Origin of the sequence: Actinophytocola sp. (assembly GCF_009379765.1) — a bacterium.
Taxonomy (GTDB): Bacteria; Actinomycetota; Actinomycetes; order Mycobacteriales; family Pseudonocardiaceae; genus Actinophytocola.
In genome coordinates this window covers 1-16,756 of record NZ_WHTD01000179.1, presented here as the reverse complement: position 1 = coordinate 16,756, position 16,756 = coordinate 1, and the positions used below count along the sequence as shown (strand labels likewise).

General features: G+C 69.1%; 13 protein-coding genes and 1 pseudogene. 6 read left to right on the top strand and 8 right to left on the bottom strand.

The features are described 5' to 3' along the window. Nucleotides 1–773: 773 nt before the first annotated feature. The 7 genes and pseudogenes from GEV28_RS36140 to GEV28_RS36110 all read right to left on the bottom strand — a co-directional run bounded on the left by GEV28_RS36140 (nucleotide 774) and on the right by GEV28_RS36110 (nucleotide 7,417). Nucleotides 774–1,256 carry a hypothetical protein gene (locus GEV28_RS36140; RefSeq protein WP_291417804.1) on the bottom strand — a complete coding sequence of 161 codons (483 nt, stop codon included), beginning with the start codon at nucleotides 1,254–1,256 and terminating at the stop codon, nucleotides 774–776. Then, nucleotides 1,253–1,978: a 2-C-methyl-D-erythritol 4-phosphate cytidylyltransferase gene (locus GEV28_RS36135; protein WP_291417802.1), complete on the bottom strand. Its 726-nt coding sequence runs from the start codon at nucleotides 1,976–1,978 to the stop codon at nucleotides 1,253–1,255. The genes GEV28_RS36140 and GEV28_RS36135 overlap by 4 nt, the downstream gene beginning before the upstream one ends. A 41-nt stretch (nucleotides 1,979–2,019) precedes the next feature. Further along, nucleotides 2,020–2,618 (bottom strand): annotated as a pseudogene (locus tag GEV28_RS36130) (2-oxo acid dehydrogenase subunit E2). Nucleotides 2,619–3,153: 535 nt separating this feature from the next. Continuing rightward, nucleotides 3,154–4,167 carry a TerC/Alx family metal homeostasis membrane protein gene (locus GEV28_RS36125; protein ID WP_291417800.1) on the bottom strand — a complete coding sequence of 338 codons (1,014 nt, stop codon included), beginning with the start codon at nucleotides 4,165–4,167 and terminating at the stop codon, nucleotides 3,154–3,156. A gap of 340 nt (nucleotides 4,168–4,507) precedes the next feature. Beyond that, nucleotides 4,508–5,329 carry a citryl-CoA lyase gene (locus GEV28_RS36120; RefSeq protein ID WP_291417798.1) on the bottom strand — a complete coding sequence of 274 codons (822 nt, stop codon included), beginning with the start codon at nucleotides 5,327–5,329 and terminating at the stop codon, nucleotides 4,508–4,510. Then, nucleotides 5,326–6,543, bottom strand: coding sequence for a CoA transferase (locus tag GEV28_RS36115; RefSeq protein ID WP_291417796.1), 1,218 nt, complete (start codon nucleotides 6,541–6,543; stop codon nucleotides 5,326–5,328). Before GEV28_RS36115 ends, GEV28_RS36120 begins: the two co-directional genes overlap by 4 nt. A gap of 64 nt (nucleotides 6,544–6,607) precedes the next feature. Further along, nucleotides 6,608–7,417, bottom strand: coding sequence for an IclR family transcriptional regulator (locus tag GEV28_RS36110; RefSeq protein ID WP_291417794.1), 810 nt, complete (start codon nucleotides 7,415–7,417; stop codon nucleotides 6,608–6,610). A gap of 215 nt (nucleotides 7,418–7,632) precedes the next feature. Here GEV28_RS36110 and GEV28_RS36105 point away from each other — a divergent pair, with 215 nt between their 5' ends. Genes GEV28_RS36105 through GEV28_RS36080 form a run of 6 tightly spaced genes read left to right on the top strand, consistent with a single transcriptional unit; the run spans nucleotide 7,633 to nucleotide 15,525 of the window. Further along, nucleotides 7,633–9,111, top strand: coding sequence for an aldehyde dehydrogenase family protein (locus tag GEV28_RS36105; protein WP_291417792.1), 1,479 nt, complete (start codon nucleotides 7,633–7,635; stop codon nucleotides 9,109–9,111). Beyond that, complete coding sequence (locus GEV28_RS36100; protein ID WP_291417790.1) at nucleotides 9,108–10,847, top strand: thiamine pyrophosphate-binding protein; 1,740 nt, start codon at nucleotides 9,108–9,110, stop codon at nucleotides 10,845–10,847. The genes GEV28_RS36105 and GEV28_RS36100 overlap by 4 nt, the downstream gene beginning before the upstream one ends. A gap of 32 nt (nucleotides 10,848–10,879) precedes the next feature. Continuing rightward, nucleotides 10,880–12,037: an ABC transporter substrate-binding protein gene (locus GEV28_RS36095; protein WP_291417788.1), complete on the top strand. Its 1,158-nt coding sequence runs from the start codon at nucleotides 10,880–10,882 to the stop codon at nucleotides 12,035–12,037. Between the two features lie 55 nt (nucleotides 12,038–12,092). Beyond that, complete coding sequence (locus GEV28_RS36090) at nucleotides 12,093–12,962, top strand: branched-chain amino acid ABC transporter permease (protein ID WP_291417786.1); 870 nt, start codon at nucleotides 12,093–12,095, stop codon at nucleotides 12,960–12,962. Continuing rightward, a complete protein-coding gene (locus GEV28_RS36085) occupies nucleotides 12,959–14,767 on the top strand; it encodes a branched-chain amino acid ABC transporter ATP-binding protein/permease (protein WP_291417784.1) in 1,809 nt (602 codons plus the stop codon). The genes GEV28_RS36090 and GEV28_RS36085 overlap by 4 nt, the downstream gene beginning before the upstream one ends. After that, nucleotides 14,764–15,525: an ABC transporter ATP-binding protein gene (locus GEV28_RS36080; RefSeq protein ID WP_291417782.1), complete on the top strand. Its 762-nt coding sequence runs from the start codon at nucleotides 14,764–14,766 to the stop codon at nucleotides 15,523–15,525. The genes GEV28_RS36085 and GEV28_RS36080 overlap by 4 nt, the downstream gene beginning before the upstream one ends. 233 nt (nucleotides 15,526–15,758) lie before the next feature. On the opposite strand, the gene GEV28_RS36075 is transcribed toward GEV28_RS36080, so the two are convergent. Continuing rightward, entirely contained in the window at nucleotides 15,759–16,703 is a 945-nt protein-coding gene (locus tag GEV28_RS36075; protein WP_291417780.1) for a ThuA domain-containing protein, read from the bottom strand. Between the last annotated feature and the right edge of the window lie 53 nt (nucleotides 16,704–16,756).

Below are 16,756 nucleotides of genomic sequence, written 5' to 3'. Positions count from 1 at the left end.
GGGGGGCCAAGGCGGAGCGCCCGCAGGGCGGAGCCCGAGAACGAACGGTCTTGACGTCGACGAGGTCGCTGCCGTCACGCCGGGATGGGCGGGGCCGCGGCCGGGATGGGGTGTGACGCGCCGGAGCGGCGTGGACCGCTGAACCGCCATTGTGAGGTACGCGGATCGAGCCCAGCAAGTCGGTCCTTCGCGGGAGGCGCCCTTTGACCAACCCCGGACCGGGCCAGAGTGTCGGTGCCCGCTTTGGTGATGTGTCCTCCTCGGGTGGTCTCGCCCGAGGAGTGCTCGGACGAGACCGCCCGGTGAACCCACGAACATTGCGGCGCGGGGGAAGCGGCGCCGCTATAGACCTGGTCATGGCGCAGCAGAAACTCCCCCAGGCGTTGGCGAGCTCGTTTGCGGTCATCGCGCAGATCGGCGCGTCGTGGTGGCCGGGATGGATCACCGTGTGGTGGTCGACGCGGTGCTGTGGCACCGTACGGGGATCCGTGGCGGGATCTGCCGGCGTGCTTCGGGCACAGGAAGACGGTCTACAACCGGTATCGCCGCTGGGCGATTGGCGTGTGGGGGCAGGGGGTCGGTCGAATGACAAGAGTTCCGAACCCGATCGGGAATCGCTGGGCGGACACCTGTTGGGTGACGAAGCTTTCTCCAACACGGCAATCCGCCGGTACCGCGGGACGGCGACATCGTGTTCGGGTGGCGTATTTTCCTTGCTCGACAGCCGGACGAGGGTGCGCGGAGTACGCCACCGCACCCAACGGTCCTGTGGATCACGGGTGGTGCCCTTGAATTGTCGCGGTAATCCCGCGCCGCCGCAGATCCGACGACCTGTTGGCAGCCCGAGACATCGGAGCTGGGATGAACGGGGTGGCAGCGCCGTTCGCTCGGCCGTGGAACCCTGGCTCAGGCCGAGCCGGGTCGGGCCGGGAGTCCGGGCGGTCGGGTCTGGGTGGCAGGTGGCCCCAGACCAGGCGGACCTCCTCGATCAGCTCCCACGGCTTGCGGACCGTCGTGCGGGGCAGGGACGTGGCGAAGCCGACCGGATGGCGGCGCAGCATCCGACCCGGTTTCGTGAGGACTCGCTGGCGGAGGTCGGCGAGGTAGCGGCAGCGCACGTCACGCTGGACGGCGTGGCCGCAGCGCAGGCATTCGGTGACCACCAGCAGCCGGCCGGCGTAAGCGAGGCGGTGGCTCGACTCCTGCCGGCAGCCCTCGCACAAGAGGGTCGCGTGCTCGACGCTGCCCGCGCTCATGTCCGATACTCCGACGCCGCCAGGAAGTGTTCCGCGACCGACAGGTCGTGCGGGTAGGTGATCTTGAAATTGTGCTGCTCGCCACGAACCCACCGCACGGGCAGGCTCGAGTAGCGCTCCATGCAGGACGACGTATCGGTGCCGAGGAACTGCTCCCGCGCCGCCTGCTCGTAGGCGTCGAGCAACGCGGGCGCGCGAAACCCTTGCGGGGTCTGCACTCTGATGGCTCCCTCCAGCGACTGCTCACCGACGATCTCACCGACGCCGCCGGCGACGGCGACGGCGACCAGGTCCTCCGCCGGGAGGCCGGGGATGGCGCCGCCGTGCTCGCGTGCCGCGTGCAGCACGTCTGCGATCAACGTCGGGCTGACCAGCGGACGCGCCGCGTCGTGCAGGAGAACGGTGTCGACGGCGCCGTCGTCGATCCTGCTCGCCAGCCAACGCAGCGCGCGCAGCTCGGACTCCTGCCGCGTCGCCCCGCCGTTGACGACCTCCACCGGCACTCCGTCGAGCTCCCGGTCGAGCACCCACTCGACGAGGCGGCGGTCCTCCGCCCGCGCGACGAGCACCAGCACACCGATCTCGGGCACCCTGCTGAACGCCTCGAGCGACCAGGAGACGACGCGACGGCCGGCGAGCGGCAGGTAGACCTTGTTCGTGTCGGCACCCATGCGGGCCCCGGACCCTGCCGCCAGCACCACACCGGCGGCATGTGGGCCCATCGGACCACCTCGTCGCGAGGTTCGTCTCCGCACCTTCGTGATCATAGTTTACTTCCCGAGGGAGCGGCGATGAGCTGCTGGAACGTCGCGAGCAGCCGCGCGCCCGCGGCACCGTCGGCCACCCGGTGGTCCACGCTGAGGCCGACCGTGCACCGCAACCGGACCCCCACCCCGCCGGGCACCGGCACCACCCTGGGCTCGACCGCACCGAGCGACAACGCCGTCGCCTGCGGTGGGGTGAGCAGCGCCTGGAACCCGGTGACCCGAAGCCGCCGAAGTTGGACACCGTGGTGCTCGCGGGCGCCGACATCTCGGCGAGCTCCAGCCGTCCGGCGCGGGCCCGCCCGACGACGTCCGCGATGCGCGCGGCGAGATCCTCCAGCGACAGCCGGTCGGGATCGGTGAGCACGGGCGCGAGCAGGCCACGCTCGGTGTCGACCGCGACGGCGACGCCGACGTGCTCGTGCCGGCGGAGGGAGTCGTCCACCCGGCTCGCGTTCAGCTCGGGATACCGGCGCAGTGCGGTCGCGAACGCGTGGGTGAGCACCGCCGTCCAGCCGTGCGCACGCCGAGCGGCCGCGTCCTCCAGGTCTATGTCGCGGTACAGGACGAACTGCGGGACCCGCGCACTCGCCGCCATGCGCCGGGCCACCGCCGCCCTGCTCCCCCGCACGCGTGGCGGCGCCGCACCGGTGCCGGTGCCGACGGATTCCACATCGGACAGACGGATCGTTCGCCACGGCCCGGTCGGCGTGATGGCGGCAAGCTCGATCCTCTGCTCGGCCGCCCGACAGGTGCATCGTGCCGTGCATGAGCCCACGCGCGAACAGGTCGTCAACGGCCTCCTCGAAGCCGGGCGACCGACCCGGCGACAACGCCGCTACTCACCCCGATGCCGACCACGTCCGCCATGTCGCCTCCCGACCCGTCCTCCTCGCCACCTTAACGGCCATAGTGGACGATGTCGCCACCCGAAATCCATTACGCACCAACGTGCATATGTGGCGTGCGGTCTAGTGTCGCGTGGTCCTGTGCCTTTGCGTCCGCTGTGGATCCACGTGGTTCCTGGCAAGGCGGAGGAAAGCCGCTCGTACTGGATGTACTCGGGCTTTTCTCCAACGCAGCCAGGGGCCGCGCGGGCCGCAGCGGCGTAAAGGTTTCAGGGTCACGCGACACTAGACGTCGGGGCTGCTGACGAGCTCCGGCTCGCTTTCCTCCTGTGCCTGCTTCTCCGGGACCGACCGTGACCGCAGGAGGCTGGCGACGGTGGTGACGGCGAGGACGACGACGATCACCCCGAGGGACAACGCGATCCCGATGTGCGGTATCGGGAGATGGATCTCGTCGATGTGCGAACCGTGCAGTGCCTCGATGATCAGCTTGACACCGATGAAGCCGAGGATGATCGACAGCCCGTAGTTGAGGTACACCAACCGCTCCAGCAGCCCGCCGATGACGAAGTAGAGCTGGCGCAGGCCCAGCAAGGCAAGCGCGTTCGCGGTGAACACGATGTACCCGTTGGTGGTCAGGCCGAAGATGGCCGGGATCGAGTCGAGCGCGAACACGACGTTGGCGATGCCGAGCGCGCTGACCACCACGAGCATCGGGGTGAACATCCGGCGGCCGTTCACCCGGGTGAGCAGCCTGCCGCCGTCGTAGGCATCGGTGGTGGGCACCAACCGCTGCAAGCCGCGGACCACGATGCTGTCCGGTGCCTCCGGCTCGTCCTCGGTGTTGCCCTCCTTGGCCACCTTGATCGCCGTGTAGATAAGGAAGGCGCCGAAGAAGTAGAAGATCCAGTTGAACGCGGCGAGCGCGGCGGCGCCGGCGGCGATGCAGACACCGCGCAGCACCAGGGAAAGCACGATGCCGATGAACAACACCCGGTGCTGGTGCTGCCTCGGCACCGAGAACTTGGCCATGATGATCACGAACACGAAGAGGTTGTCCACCGAGAGGCTGTACTCGGTGACGTACCCGGCGAAGAACTCCGCCCCGGCGGTGGCCCCGGCGAAGATCAGCAGCGCGAGGCCGAACAGCACGGCGAGCCCCACGCAGGCGGCCACCCACAGGCTGGCTTCCTTGACCCCCACCTCCCGCGGTCGCCTGCCCACCACGACCAGGTCACCCACGATCAGCGCGGTCAGCCCGACCAGCGTCGCGACCCAGACCCACACAGGGAAAACCACGGAACGACCACCTCCCTTTTCCACGCAAGCGGTCGCTCATCGGCGCGCGACACTCCAGGACACCTTTCGAATGAGCTGAACTGTACGACAACAAACACAGCATACAGTATGCAACACATTCGGCAAGACCATCCGGATTATGCTGGCAATTCAGACACGAGGTCTATCTCCGCGACTGACGCGAAAGGGAGCCGGGAGTACTTACCAGAAGAACCGCGTGAAACAGGCACACTTCGCCGATACGGACAGAAGCGGCGCGGAATCCATTACCGGACACATCCTCCGGTCCGTTTCCTACCAGGGATGAAAGGTGCATTCGGTACATCGAGGAATGCGCACCTCAGCGCGGTGTGCCGAGGTCCGGACCACCGGGAGCCAGGTTCGGGTCCGCGCGGTAGGTCGGCAGGATCGACCGCGGGATCGGCCCCTTGTTGCGCAGGCCTCGGGACGTCTCCTCCCAGGCGTGCGCCAGTATCCCGACGCTCCTGCTCAGCACGAACAGGCCACGTGCCAGTGGCGGGGGGAACCCGAGCTCGGCGTAGATGACCGCCGTTGCGCCGTCGATGTTCATCGGCACGGGCTTGGTCCGGCCGTTGTTCAGGAAGGTCTCGACGGCCCGCGCGGCCAGGGCGTACCGCCCGGCGACGACGCCGTCCGCCACGGCCTGGTCGACCAGCGCGAGAAGCGGGTCCCGGCGCGGGTCCACGGGGTGGAACCGGTGTCCGAAGCCCGGGACGTAGCGATACCGGCCGACGGCCCGCTCCGTGGCGGCGGCCAGACTCTGCCCCTCGGTCTGGAGGTCCACGATCTCGGTGAGGAGCTCGACGCACTGCTGCCCGGCGCCGCCGTGCGAGTCGCCGAGCGCGTTCACTCCCGAGGCCATGGCGTTGTTGAGGCCGACGCCGCAGGTCGCGGTCATCCGCGCGATGGCGATGGACGGCGCCTGCGGCCCGTGGTCCACGGAGGCGACCATCGCCGCCTCCAACAGGGCCGCCTCCCGTGGCTCCGGAAGCCGGCCGCGCGTCATGAGCCAGATCGTGGCGACCAGGCCCGCGTTGCCGATGAGGTCCTGGATGGGGGTGCCGCGCAGCTCCACGACACCGGGCTCCATCCGGCAGATGCTCGTGGCCCACCAGTCGGCCACCTCGGACTCCGTGGTCATCGCTCGTCCTCCGCCGCCGCCACCGGAACGGGTAACTCCTCCGCGTCGAGCCACCGGGCGATGAGGTCGCGGGAGTCGGCGTTGTGCTCCCCGAGGGTGGGCGGCGCCCCGGACGGCCGCAGTGCCTCGCCGTTGACCAGCACCCCGTTGCTGCTGGCCCGCACGACCCGGTCCGCGTCACCGGGGAACGGCACGTCGGTGAAGAACCCGCGGTGCGCCAGCTGCTCGGACCCCACCGCCTGCGGTACGGAAAGGATGCGCGCGGCGGGGACCCCGACGCCGGGAAGGAGCCGCTCCCATTCGGCGGCGGTCCGGGTGCGGAGCTCGCGGTTCAGCTCGTCGTTCAGCGCGTCGCGGTTGCGCTTGCGCGCCTCGCGGTCGGCGAACCGCGCGTCGGTCATGAGGTCGACGCGGCCCAGCAGCTCGCAGAGCTTCTCGAACTGCGCCTGCCTGTTGGCGGCGATGTTGAGCAGGCCGTCCGCCGTGTCGAAGGTGCCCGACGGTGCGGCGGTCACGTTCTGCTGCCCCATCGGCGTCGGCAGGGCGCCGCTGATCAGGTAGTGGGACACCGTCCAGCCCATCGCCGAGATCGACGCCTCGAGCATCGACAGGTCGAGAAAGCATCCCTCGCCGGTCCGCTCCCGGCCGACGAGCGCGGCGGAGATCGACAGCGCGGCCATCAGCCCGCCGACCGTGTCGCAGACGGGGAACCCGACCCGCAGTGGCGCGGTCTCCTCGGTGCCGGTGATGCTCATCATCCCGGACAGACCCTGGATGATCTGGTCGTAGGCCGGCGCCTGGCTCATCGGCCCGGTCTGACCGAACCCGGAGATCGCGCAGTAGACCAGCCCCGGGTTGAGGCTGCGCAGATGATCCCAGTCGAACCCGAGGCGCGCGAGGACTCCGGCCCGGAAGTTCTCCAGCAGCACGTCCGCACCGCGAATCATGTCCTCGAACATTCCGCGTTGCTCGGCATCCTTCAGATCGAGCTCGATCGATTTCTTACCGGCATTCTGGGCGAGAAAGGAAGCACCTATTCCGGCACGGTTCAGCTCGGGGTCGGGCCCGAGATGCCGGGCCAGGTCACCCGATCCGGGCACCTCGACCTTCACGACCTCCGCGCCGAACAGCATCAGCTGATAACTGCAGTAAGGGCCGGCCAGAACATTGGTGAGATCGAGGACTCGAATACCACACAACGGTGATTTTTCCATGCGCCTACTCCTTCTGCGATAAAACGCAGAAATATACGACCTTCGCACCGGACCGCGCTGACACCTACATACGGAACGGGTGGTCGAACCCTCGTTCGGTCATGTGCCCGGCAACCTCGCCGAGGGCGGCGACGAACTCTGTGATCCGCTCATCGGGGAACCGCACGGTCGGCCCGCTCAGCGACAGGGCGGCGATCACCGAGCCGGTGCGGCCGACGACGGGAACCGCGACGGCGGACAGGCCCGTCTCGCGCTCACCATGGCTGAAGGCGAACCCTTGTGCCACGGCGTCGTCGATCTGCGCGCGCAGCGAGTCGATGTAGTCCGGTCCGTAGGGCGAGCTCTTGGCAACCCGGGCAAGGTGGCTGGGATCGGAGTTGCGGAGCAGGATCTTCGACGAAGCGCCCGCCCACAACGGCAGCTCGTCGCCCACGTGTACGACGTGCCGAAGCGGCTGCGGGCTTTCCTGTTGCGCGACACAGACTCGGTAGATGTCGCGGGCGACGTAGAGATTGACGGTCTCCCGCTGCCGTTGCGCGAGCCCGCGCATCAGCTCCTTGGTCTCGGGCGGGAGCTCCCAGCTCCCTCGCGCGAGATGCGCCCAGCGCCACAGGCTCGGGCCGGCCATGTACCCCTTGGCGGTCGACCACAGAAGGCCGTTCTGTTCCAGGGTTTGCACGATTCGGATGACCGTTGTCTTGGCCAGTCCCGTCGCCCGCACGATTTCCCCCACGGAGATCGCGGGCTGGGTCTCGGTGAGCAGTCCCAGGATGTCGATCGCGCGCTGCACGCTGCGCACACCCTGCGTCTCACCGGGATCACCGGTGGCATCCCACCGGTGCTCAGCGGTCCGGTCCGCATCGGTCGACTTCACAGCGCCGTCCCCTCTTGCCACAACGATCCACCATCCTCACCACTCGCCTCCGCTCCGTCCAGTTTCGTCGAGTTTCGTCCGTGACTGGGCGTCGCCCCCGTCGCCATAACGTCTTCGGCTCGAAGACTTGCCAGCGATAGTGGCGAGCCGTACGTTACACGGAGTCCGCACAGCGGTCCAGATGTACCGCTTGATGGTTCACAAGGAGAACTGTGGTGCTACCCGACGTTCTCGAACAGGCCAAGTCCGACTCCCCTGTCGAGGCACCGGCGTACGTGTCCGGCCGGTGGATCGCCGACGGGCCGGCCGCGAAGCGCATCGGTCCGCACGTCCGGGACGTGGTGTCGCACTCCTATCCCGCGACCGGCGAGCAGATCTCCTCGGCACTCGACTTCGCGCGCACCGGGGCGCGGGCGATCGCCGCGCTCGCGCCGGCCACCCGCGCCGCGACCCTCGACCGGGCGTCCCGGCTGGCCACCGAACATCGCGCTGACTTCGCCCGGCTGATCGCCCTCGAGCTGGGAAAACCGGTGAAGGACGGCCTCGGCGAGATGGACCGGGTGGCCGACACGTTCGCGGTGTGCGCGAGCGAGGCTCGCCACATCGGCGGCCAGACGGTGCCCGTCGCCGGCTGGGCGCGGGGCATCGGCAACACCGCGCTGACCTTCCGCGCGCCGGCCGGGGTGGCGCTCGCGATCACACCGTTCAACGCCCCGGCGAACCTGTTGGCGCACAAGCTCGGCGCGTCGTTCGCCGCGGGGAACACGACGCTCGTCAAGGCGCCGCCGCAGGCCCCGGCGACGACGGTCGCGGTGGTCGCCTTGCTGCTCGAGGCCGGTATGCCGGCGGAGGCGGTGCAGCTGCTGCACGGCGGCGGCGACGTGGGCGCGGCACTGTGCGCCGCCCGCGAGGTGAGCGTCATCAGCTTCACCGGCAGTCCGGAGACCGGCGCCGCGGTGGCCCGGGCGGCCGGCGCCAAGCGTCTCGTGCTGGAGCTCGGCGGGAACGCGGCGACGATCGTGTGCGCGGACGCGGACCTGGCGCACGCCGCGCGAACCTGCGCCCGAACCGGCTACACCAACTCCGGGCAGAGCTGCATCTCGGTGCAGCGCGTCTACGTGCAGCGCGCACGGTTCGAGCCGTTCCTCGACGCGTTCTGCGCCGAGGTGAGCGCGCTGACCGTGGGTGATCCGCTCGACCCGGCCACCGACGTCGGGTCGATGGTCGACGAGGACGCGGCCGCACGCGTGGAGAAGTGGGTCGCCCAGGCCACGGAGCAGGGTGCGCGGCTGATGCTCGGCGGCAGCCGCGACGGTGCGACGCTGCGGCCCACGGTCGTGGCGGCGCCGCCCGCCGACAGCACGCTGGTGACCGAGGAGGTCTTCGGCGCGCTCGTCGCCGTGCTCCCGTTCGACGACTTCGCCGACGTCATCGACACCTGCAACCGCAGCAGGTTCGGCTTGCAGGCAGGCCTCTTCACCACCGACATCACGAAGATCATCCAGGCCTGGCGCGAGCTGCAGGTCGGCGGCCTGGTCGTGAACGGCTCGTCGAACTTCCGGCTGGACCACGTGCCCTTCGGCGGCGTGAAGGACTCCGGCTTCGGACGCGAGGCACCCGCGCAGATGATCGACGACTTCACCGTGATCAAGACACTCATCCTGCGCGGCATGTCCATCTGGGGGCAAGCATGACGATCACCACCGCGCAGGCGCTGGTGGCGCAACTCGAGTCCTACGGCGTCGAGTACGTCTTCGGCGTCTGCGGACACACCAACATCGCGTTCCTCGACGCGCTGGGGCGCAGCGACATCCGCTTCGTCATCGCCCGGCACGAGCAGGCCGCCGCGCACGCCGCCGACGGGTACGCCCGGATGACCGGCAAGCCAGGAGTGCTCCTGGTCCATGTCGGACCGGGGATGATGAACGCGGTGACCGGCGTCGCGACCGCGGCGCTCGACTCCGTGCCGCTGATCGCGATCTCCGGGGACATCCCGTCCTACTACTACGGCCGGCACCCGCACCAAGAGGTCAACCTCCACGCCGACGCCGACCAGACCGCCATCTACAAGCCGTTCGTCAAGCGTGCCTGGCACGTGCACCGCGCCGAGGACCTGGCCCGGTTCACCGAGCGGGCGTTCTGGACCGCCACCTCCGGACGCCCCGGCGCGGTGTTGCTGAACGTGCCGATGGACCTGTTCTCCCGCCCGGTTCCGGCGGAGTCGGCCACGGCCCACCCGCTCGTCGCGCACACCCCGGCGCCCGCGCTCGCGCCCGCGGACGCCCGGCGGATCGCGGAGGCCCTCGTCGGCGCGCAACGGCCGCTGATCTATCTCGGCGGCGGGTTGCGCGGTGGGGCCGGGCGCCGGGCGCTGCGCACCCTCGCCGAGCACCTGGACATCCCGATCGCCCACTCGCTCATGGCCAAGGGCACCATCGACGACAGGCACCCGCTGGTGATGGGCATGACCGGCTTCTGGGGCCTGGACCTCACCAACAAGTACACAATGGACGCCGACGTCGTGCTGGCGCTGGCCACCCGCTTCGCCGAGACCGACGCGAGCTCGTGGAACCCCGACTACACCTGGAAGTTCCCGCCGGGCCGCCTCATCCAGATCGACATCGACCCGGCCGAGATCGGGCGCAACTACCCCGTGGAGATCGGCGCGGTGGCCGACGTCGGCCTCGCGGTCGGGGCGATCGCGGACGCCGTGGTCGCCCTGAGCCCCGCCGGCACCCGGCGCCCCGAGCTGCGGGACACGATCGGCGTCGAGCGGCGCGAGCTGTTCGCGGCGAGCAGGGAACGCGGCCGCAGCACCGACTTCCCGCTCCGTCCCGAACGCATACTGGCGGACCTTCGTGACGAGCTGCCGGCCGATGCCGTGCTGGTCACCGATGTGGGCTGGAACAAGAACGGGGTCGCGCAGTGCTACGAGCTGCCGCCAGCGGGCCGGTTCGTCACGCCGGGCGGACTGTCCACAATGGGCTTCGGCCCGGCGGCCGCGATCGGGGTACAGCTCGCCGAACCGGACCGGGTCGTCGTCGCCCTGGTCGGCGACGGCGGGATGAGCGCCCAGCTCCCCGCCGTGCCCATGGCGGTCGAGCAGGGCCTGCCGGTGATCTTCCTCGTGATGAACAACCGGGCGCACGGCACCATCGCGGACCTGCAGGCGGCGAGCTTCGGTGCCAGCTTCGGCTGCGAGTTCCGTGACTCCGACGGCAACCCCTACTCGCCCGACTTCGCGGCCTACGGCAAGGCATGCGGAGCAGACGGCTATCTCATCGAAGAACCGGGAGATCTCGCCGCCGCACTACGCGAGGCGATCCGGCGGCGCCGACCGGCGGTGCTGGACGTCCCGATGGTGAACGAACCCGTTCCCACCCCAGGGCATTGGAATATCAAAGATATCTATCGCGGTGTATTCGAATAATTCAAGAGTTCCCCACAACGAGGTGAGAATCCATGGCCAAACCACGAATGACGCGCGTTCTCGCGTCCGCCGCGGCGCTGCTCGTCGCGACGAGCACCGCATGCGCCGCCCCAGGTGACTCCTCGTCCGAGACCGGAAGCTCGGACGGCCCCATCAAGATCGCTGTGGTCAACGCGCAGAGCGGGCAGCTGAGCTCGCTCGGCCAGTGGGAGTGGAAGGGCGCGAAGCTGGCCGCGGACGAGTGGAACGAGAAGGGCGGGATCGACGGCCGGAAGATCCAGCTCGAGCTCTTCGACGACACCGGCGACCCGACGGTCGGCACCAACGTCGCCCGCAAGATCGCCAGCGAGGGCTTCGTCGCGATGATCGGCACCGCCGAGAGTGCCGTCACCGTTGCCATGATCCCGATCCTGCAGCAGTCGAAGATCCCCAACATCACCTCCGGTCAGTCCCCGGCGATCGCGGCGATCAAGAGCCCGTTCGCGTTCTACAACGGACCGACCAGCACGACCTACGACGAGACGCTCGCCAGGTACCTGGTCGATGAGAAGGGGCTCGAGAAGGTCGCCCTCATCACCAACAACGGGTCCTACGGCAAGGGCGAGCGCGAGGCCTTCACCGCGGCGTTGGCCAGCCGCGGGATCAAGCCGGTCGAGGACAGGGTGGTGACCACGGACCAGAAGGACTTCAGCGCCGCACTGACCTCCATCCGGCAGAAGGCTCCCGACGTGCTGTTCGTCGGCGCCGAAGAGGTCGAGGCGGGTCTGATCGTGAAGCAGGCACGCGAGCTCGGCATCACCGTGCCCATCGCCGGCGCCGCACCGATGGGCACGCCGGTGTACCTCACGACCGCCGGCACGGCCAACGCCGAGGGCACGATCGTGAGCTCGCCGTACCTGAGCAACGACACGAGTGAGGCCTCCCGCGCCTTCGCCAAGGCCTACCAGTCCGCGCACAACGAGGAAGCCGAGCTGCACGGAGCCAAGGCCTACGACGGGGCGAACATCGTGTTCACCGCGCTGAAGGACAGCGACGGCGCGACCGGCCAGAAGCTCGCGGACGCGATTCGCGCGACGAAGTATCCGGGACTGCTCGGCGACTTCGAGTTCGACGAGAGCGGGGTGGGCATCCACGCCACGTCGATCGGCGTCATCAAGTCCGGCAAGCTCGTCGCGGAACCCTCCAGCTGACCCTCCCCGGGGCCGGGCACTTGCGGTGCCCGGCCCCGGCCAGGTAAGGACGACTATGGAAGTCTTTTTCCAGACATTTGTCGGCGGGCTCGGCTTCGGCGCCGTCTACGCCTTGGTGGCCATGGGGTTCTCGATCGTCTACCGCACCATGGGACTGGTCAACTTCGCGCACGGCCAGGTCGTCATGATCGGCGCCTACGCGGCGTCCACCTTCTACATGTCGGCGCACCTCCCCTTCTTCGTCGCCATCCCCGTCGCGATGGCGGTCACCGGCCTCATCGGGCTGGTCATCGAACGCGTGCTCCGCCCGTTGGAGAACAAGGACTTCGACCTCATGCTGATCGGCACGATCGGCTTCGGGGTCGTACTCGAGTCGCTCGCGACGATCATCTGGGGCGCAACAGGACACGCCGTCCCCTCACCGGTGGACGCCGAACCGCTGGACCTCTTCGGGATCCGCATCCGCACCTACAGCCTCGTCGTGCTCGGCATCGCCGCCGTCGCGACCGCCGCACTCGTGCTGTTCCTGCAGCGCACGAAGCGCGGGGCGGCCATGCAGGCGGTCGCGATGGACCACCAGGCGGCCACCGCGGTCGGCATCCACGTGGGACGCAGCAACGCCATGGCGTTCGCCATCGGGGCGGGTCTGGCGGCGCTGGCCGGCGCCCTGGTCGCGCCGATGCTCTACGTCAACCCGACGCTCGGCGGGTCACTCGGCATCAAGGGGTTCGCCGCGGCGATCCTCGGTGGCTTCGGCAACATCCCGGGAGCGATCGTGGGCGGGCTCGCCATCGGCCTGCTCGACTCCTACGCCGCCGGCAGGTTCCAGGCCTACTCCGAGCTGGTGGTGTTCCTCGTCTTCACGGTGATCATCATGGTCAAGCCGACCGGTCTGTTCGGCGAGCGGACGGTGAACCGGGCATGAGACTGCGCGTAGCGGGCTTCGCGGTCATCGCCGTCGCCGCCTGGTTCCTCCCCTACCAGCTCGATCTCTACGGCATCCACGTGATGGACATCGCGATCGTGTTCGCGCTGCTCGCGGTGGGGCTCGGCCTGGCGATGGGCATCGGTGGCCAGATCAACCTGGCCCAGGTCGCGTTCTTCGGCGTCAGCGCCTACGCCGTCGCCATCCTCACCACCAGGGCCGGCCTCGGGTTCTGGACCTCCGCGGTCCTCGCCCTCCTCGCCGCCGCGTTGATCGGGCTCTTCGTCGGGATCCCCGCGTTGCGGATGCAGTCCCACTACCTCGGCATCGTCACCCTCGGCCTGGCCCTCGCGTTCACGAACTGGGTGACCAACTCCACCCTCACCGGCGGAGCCGACGGCATATCGGGCATCCCCGTGCCGCCGCTGCTGGGCATCGACATGGCCAACGAGTACTTCTACTACTACTTCGAGCTGATCGTGTTCGGGCTGGCGCTCGGCTTCGCCGGCTTCCTCGCCAACACCGGGCTCGGCCGGCGCATGCGGGCGATGCGCGACGACTCGCTGGCCGCCGGCGCCATCGGCGCACCGGTACCGCTCCTGCGGATGGCCGCGTTCGTGCTGGCAAGCCTCTACGGCGGCGTGGCGGGCGTGCTGTACGCGGGCCTCATCCGCTACGTCGCGCCGGAGACCTTCAGCATCGCCAACATGTTCCTGCTGCTCGCCATGGTCATCATCGGCGGCCGGCAGAGCATCATCGGCTGCGTGATCGGCGCCGTGGCGCTGTCGCTGCTGCGCGAGGTGCTGGTCGACTTCTCCGTCTACGCGCAGCTGGGCTTCGGCACCGTGGTCGTGCTCATGGTGGTCTTCGCCCCGACCGGGCTGGCCGGCATCCCCGTCCGGCTCCGCCAGGCCCTGCGCCGCAGGACCTCGGCCGAGCAACGGGCCGCGCTCGGACCGTTCCGGCCGGACACCGGCTCCGACGCCGAGCGCAGCCCCGGCGCGGGCCTGGAGATATCCGGGATCAGCAAGCAGTTCCGCGGGCTCAAGGCGCTCGTCGACGTGTCCATGTCGGTACAGCCGGGCGAGATCCGCGGTGTGGTCGGGCCGAACGGCTCCGGCAAGACCACCCTGTTCAACATCGTCAGCGGCATCTACAGCGTGTCGGCCGGCACCGCGTCGGTCGACGGGCGCGTCGTGACCGGGCATCGGCCCCACCAGCTCTCCCAGCTCGGCATCGCCAGAACGTTCCAGAACCTGCGGCTGTTCGGTCAGATGACCGTCCGGGACAACGTCCTGGTCGCGTTGGACCGTTCCTCCATGTGGTCGGTCTGGCGATACCTGCTGTGGCCGGTCGGCGTCTGGCGCACCGAACGCGGCCTGCGCAGGCGGGCCGACGAGTTCCTGGAACGCTTCGGCCTCACCGACTTCGCCGGTGCCGCACCGCGCTCCCTCCCCTACGGGATCCAGCGGCGCCTCGAGATCGCCCGCGCCATGGCGACGCGGCCCGCGCTGCTGCTCCTCGACGAGCCCGCCGCCGGCCTCAACGGCCAGGAAGTCGGTCAGCTGAGCGACATCGTCCGGTCCATTCGCGACACCGGGGTGACCGTGGTGCTGATCGAGCACAACATGGGCCTGGTCATGTCGCTGTGCGACCGGGTGACCGTGCTCGCCAGCGGAAGCGTGATCGCCGAAGGGACACCGGCCGAGGTGGCCGTGCGCCCGGAGGTGATCGAGGCGTACCTCGGTGACTCGATGAACACGGCGGACATCGCCGCAGAGGTGGAGACGGAGGTGGCGCGATGACCGGCGAGGCAGTGCGGCCCTCGGAGGTCGTCGAGCCGGAGGGCGCTCCCCAGGAGCTCGTCGTGGCCGGCTTGTCCGTGCACTACGGCGGGGTTCGCGCCGTCAGCTCGGTCAGCTTCACCGTCGGCGCGGGACAGTGCGTCGGCATCATCGGTGCCAACGGTGCCGGCAAGACCTCGACGCTGAAGGCACTGATGGGACTCGTGCCGCGCACCGTGGACACCATCAGGTTCGGCGACCGGGACCTCACCAAGGTCAAGGCCAGGAACATCGTGCGGCACGGCATCGGGTACGTGCCGGAGGGCCGGCACGTCTTTCCCGGTCTCACCGTGGAGAAGAACCTGTTGCTCGGGGCCTATGTGCGGCCGTGGAAGGGGCAGACCCTCGAGACCATGCAGGAGGTGTTCGAGCTCTTCCCCATGCTCGGCGAGATGCGCCATCGCCTCGCCGGCGCGCTCTCCGGCGGCCAGCAGCAGATGCTGGCGGTGGGCCGGGCGCTGATGTCGAAGCCGAGGCTCATCCTGCTCGACGAGCCGTCCATGGGCCTGTCCCCGAAGCTCATCGAGGACATCCTCGGTGTGCTGCAACGGCTCAGCGCCGCCGGTCACGGCCTGCTTCTCGTCGAGCAGAACGCGAAGCTCACCTTCGAGGCGACGAAGACCTGCCTGGTCATGGAGAACGGGGAGGTGGCCATGACCGGCACGTCGGCCGACCTGAGTCGCGATCCCCGGGTGCGCCAGATCTACCTCGGGCTCTGACATGCCGGCAGGGTGAGTCGGACCTGGGTCTTGGGGTTCTCGAATCCCTTACCAGCCAAGCAGTCCAGCGCGACCTCGCCTTGGATCTCCAGCAGTCCCACGCCGTCATCGAGACTCTCGCGAATCACCCGGCGGCGGTTTTGCGGCCGCTCGGGCGGCCGGATGCGGCGGGGTCGGTGAGTTCGAACACGGTGGGACGGATCCGTCCCACCGTGTTCGGGGGCGAGCTCGGCTTACTTGCAGAACGGCGCCGCGCCGGCCGCGGACCTGATCCCGCCGACGATGAGCTTCTGGAAGTACGCGGCACCGTCCGACGTGGTCGTGTTGGTGAACGCGGAGGCGTCGTGCCCGAGCGTGGTCACCCATGACCGGCCGCCGTCGTAGTACTGGCACCAGGCCACCGGATGGTTGTCGCCGTGGCCCGGATGTCCCATCCCGCCACGTACTCCGCGGGCGAGCGACGACTCGTCGACCTTGGCGAGGACCCGCACATCGCTCGGGAACGGCACCAGGTTGTACCACTCGTCCGCGAAGGCCCAGCTGCGCGGCAGGTCCTTCGTGGACACGTCCCTGCGGTCGACGGTCTGCACCGTGCCCGGCTGGTACGGACCGTGGTCGAAGAAGTTGGCATTGCCCAGCAAGCCTTCGTACCACGGCCAGTTGTACTCGGTGCCGAACGCGTTGTGGATCCCGACGAACCCGCCGCCGGCCCGGATGTACTGCCGAAGCGCCGTCTGGGCCGCGTCGTCGAGGGTGTCCCGGGTCGTGCTGAGGAAGATGACCGCGTTGTAGTCGAGCAGCCTCGACGCACTGGAGAGCTGCGTGACGTCCTCGGTCCAGCTCGCGGTGAACCCGTTCTCCTGCCCCAGCCGTACGATGGCCTTCTGCGCCACGTTGGCGTCGGTCAGCGGCGGGTTCAGCCCGGGCGCGAGGGCCGGGCCGAGGTTGGCGTGCCGGGGGCCCGTGGTGCGGGAGTACACCAGAACCTTGATGCCTTGGAACAGATCGAAGTTTCCCCAGTCGTGGTAACACTGCGGGTGAACGCCACGGCACACGCCGTAGTCCGGCTCACCCAGCTCCCTCGCCCCCGTGCGGTCCCTGTCGTTGGCCGCCGCCGGTACGCCGACGGCGAGAACGGTGGCTGCCGTGGCCACGGCAGCGCTCACGATGGCGGTCATCAAGGTCGATGCTCGTCTGTTCACAGTGCTGACCCTTTCGCTCGGTCCACTCT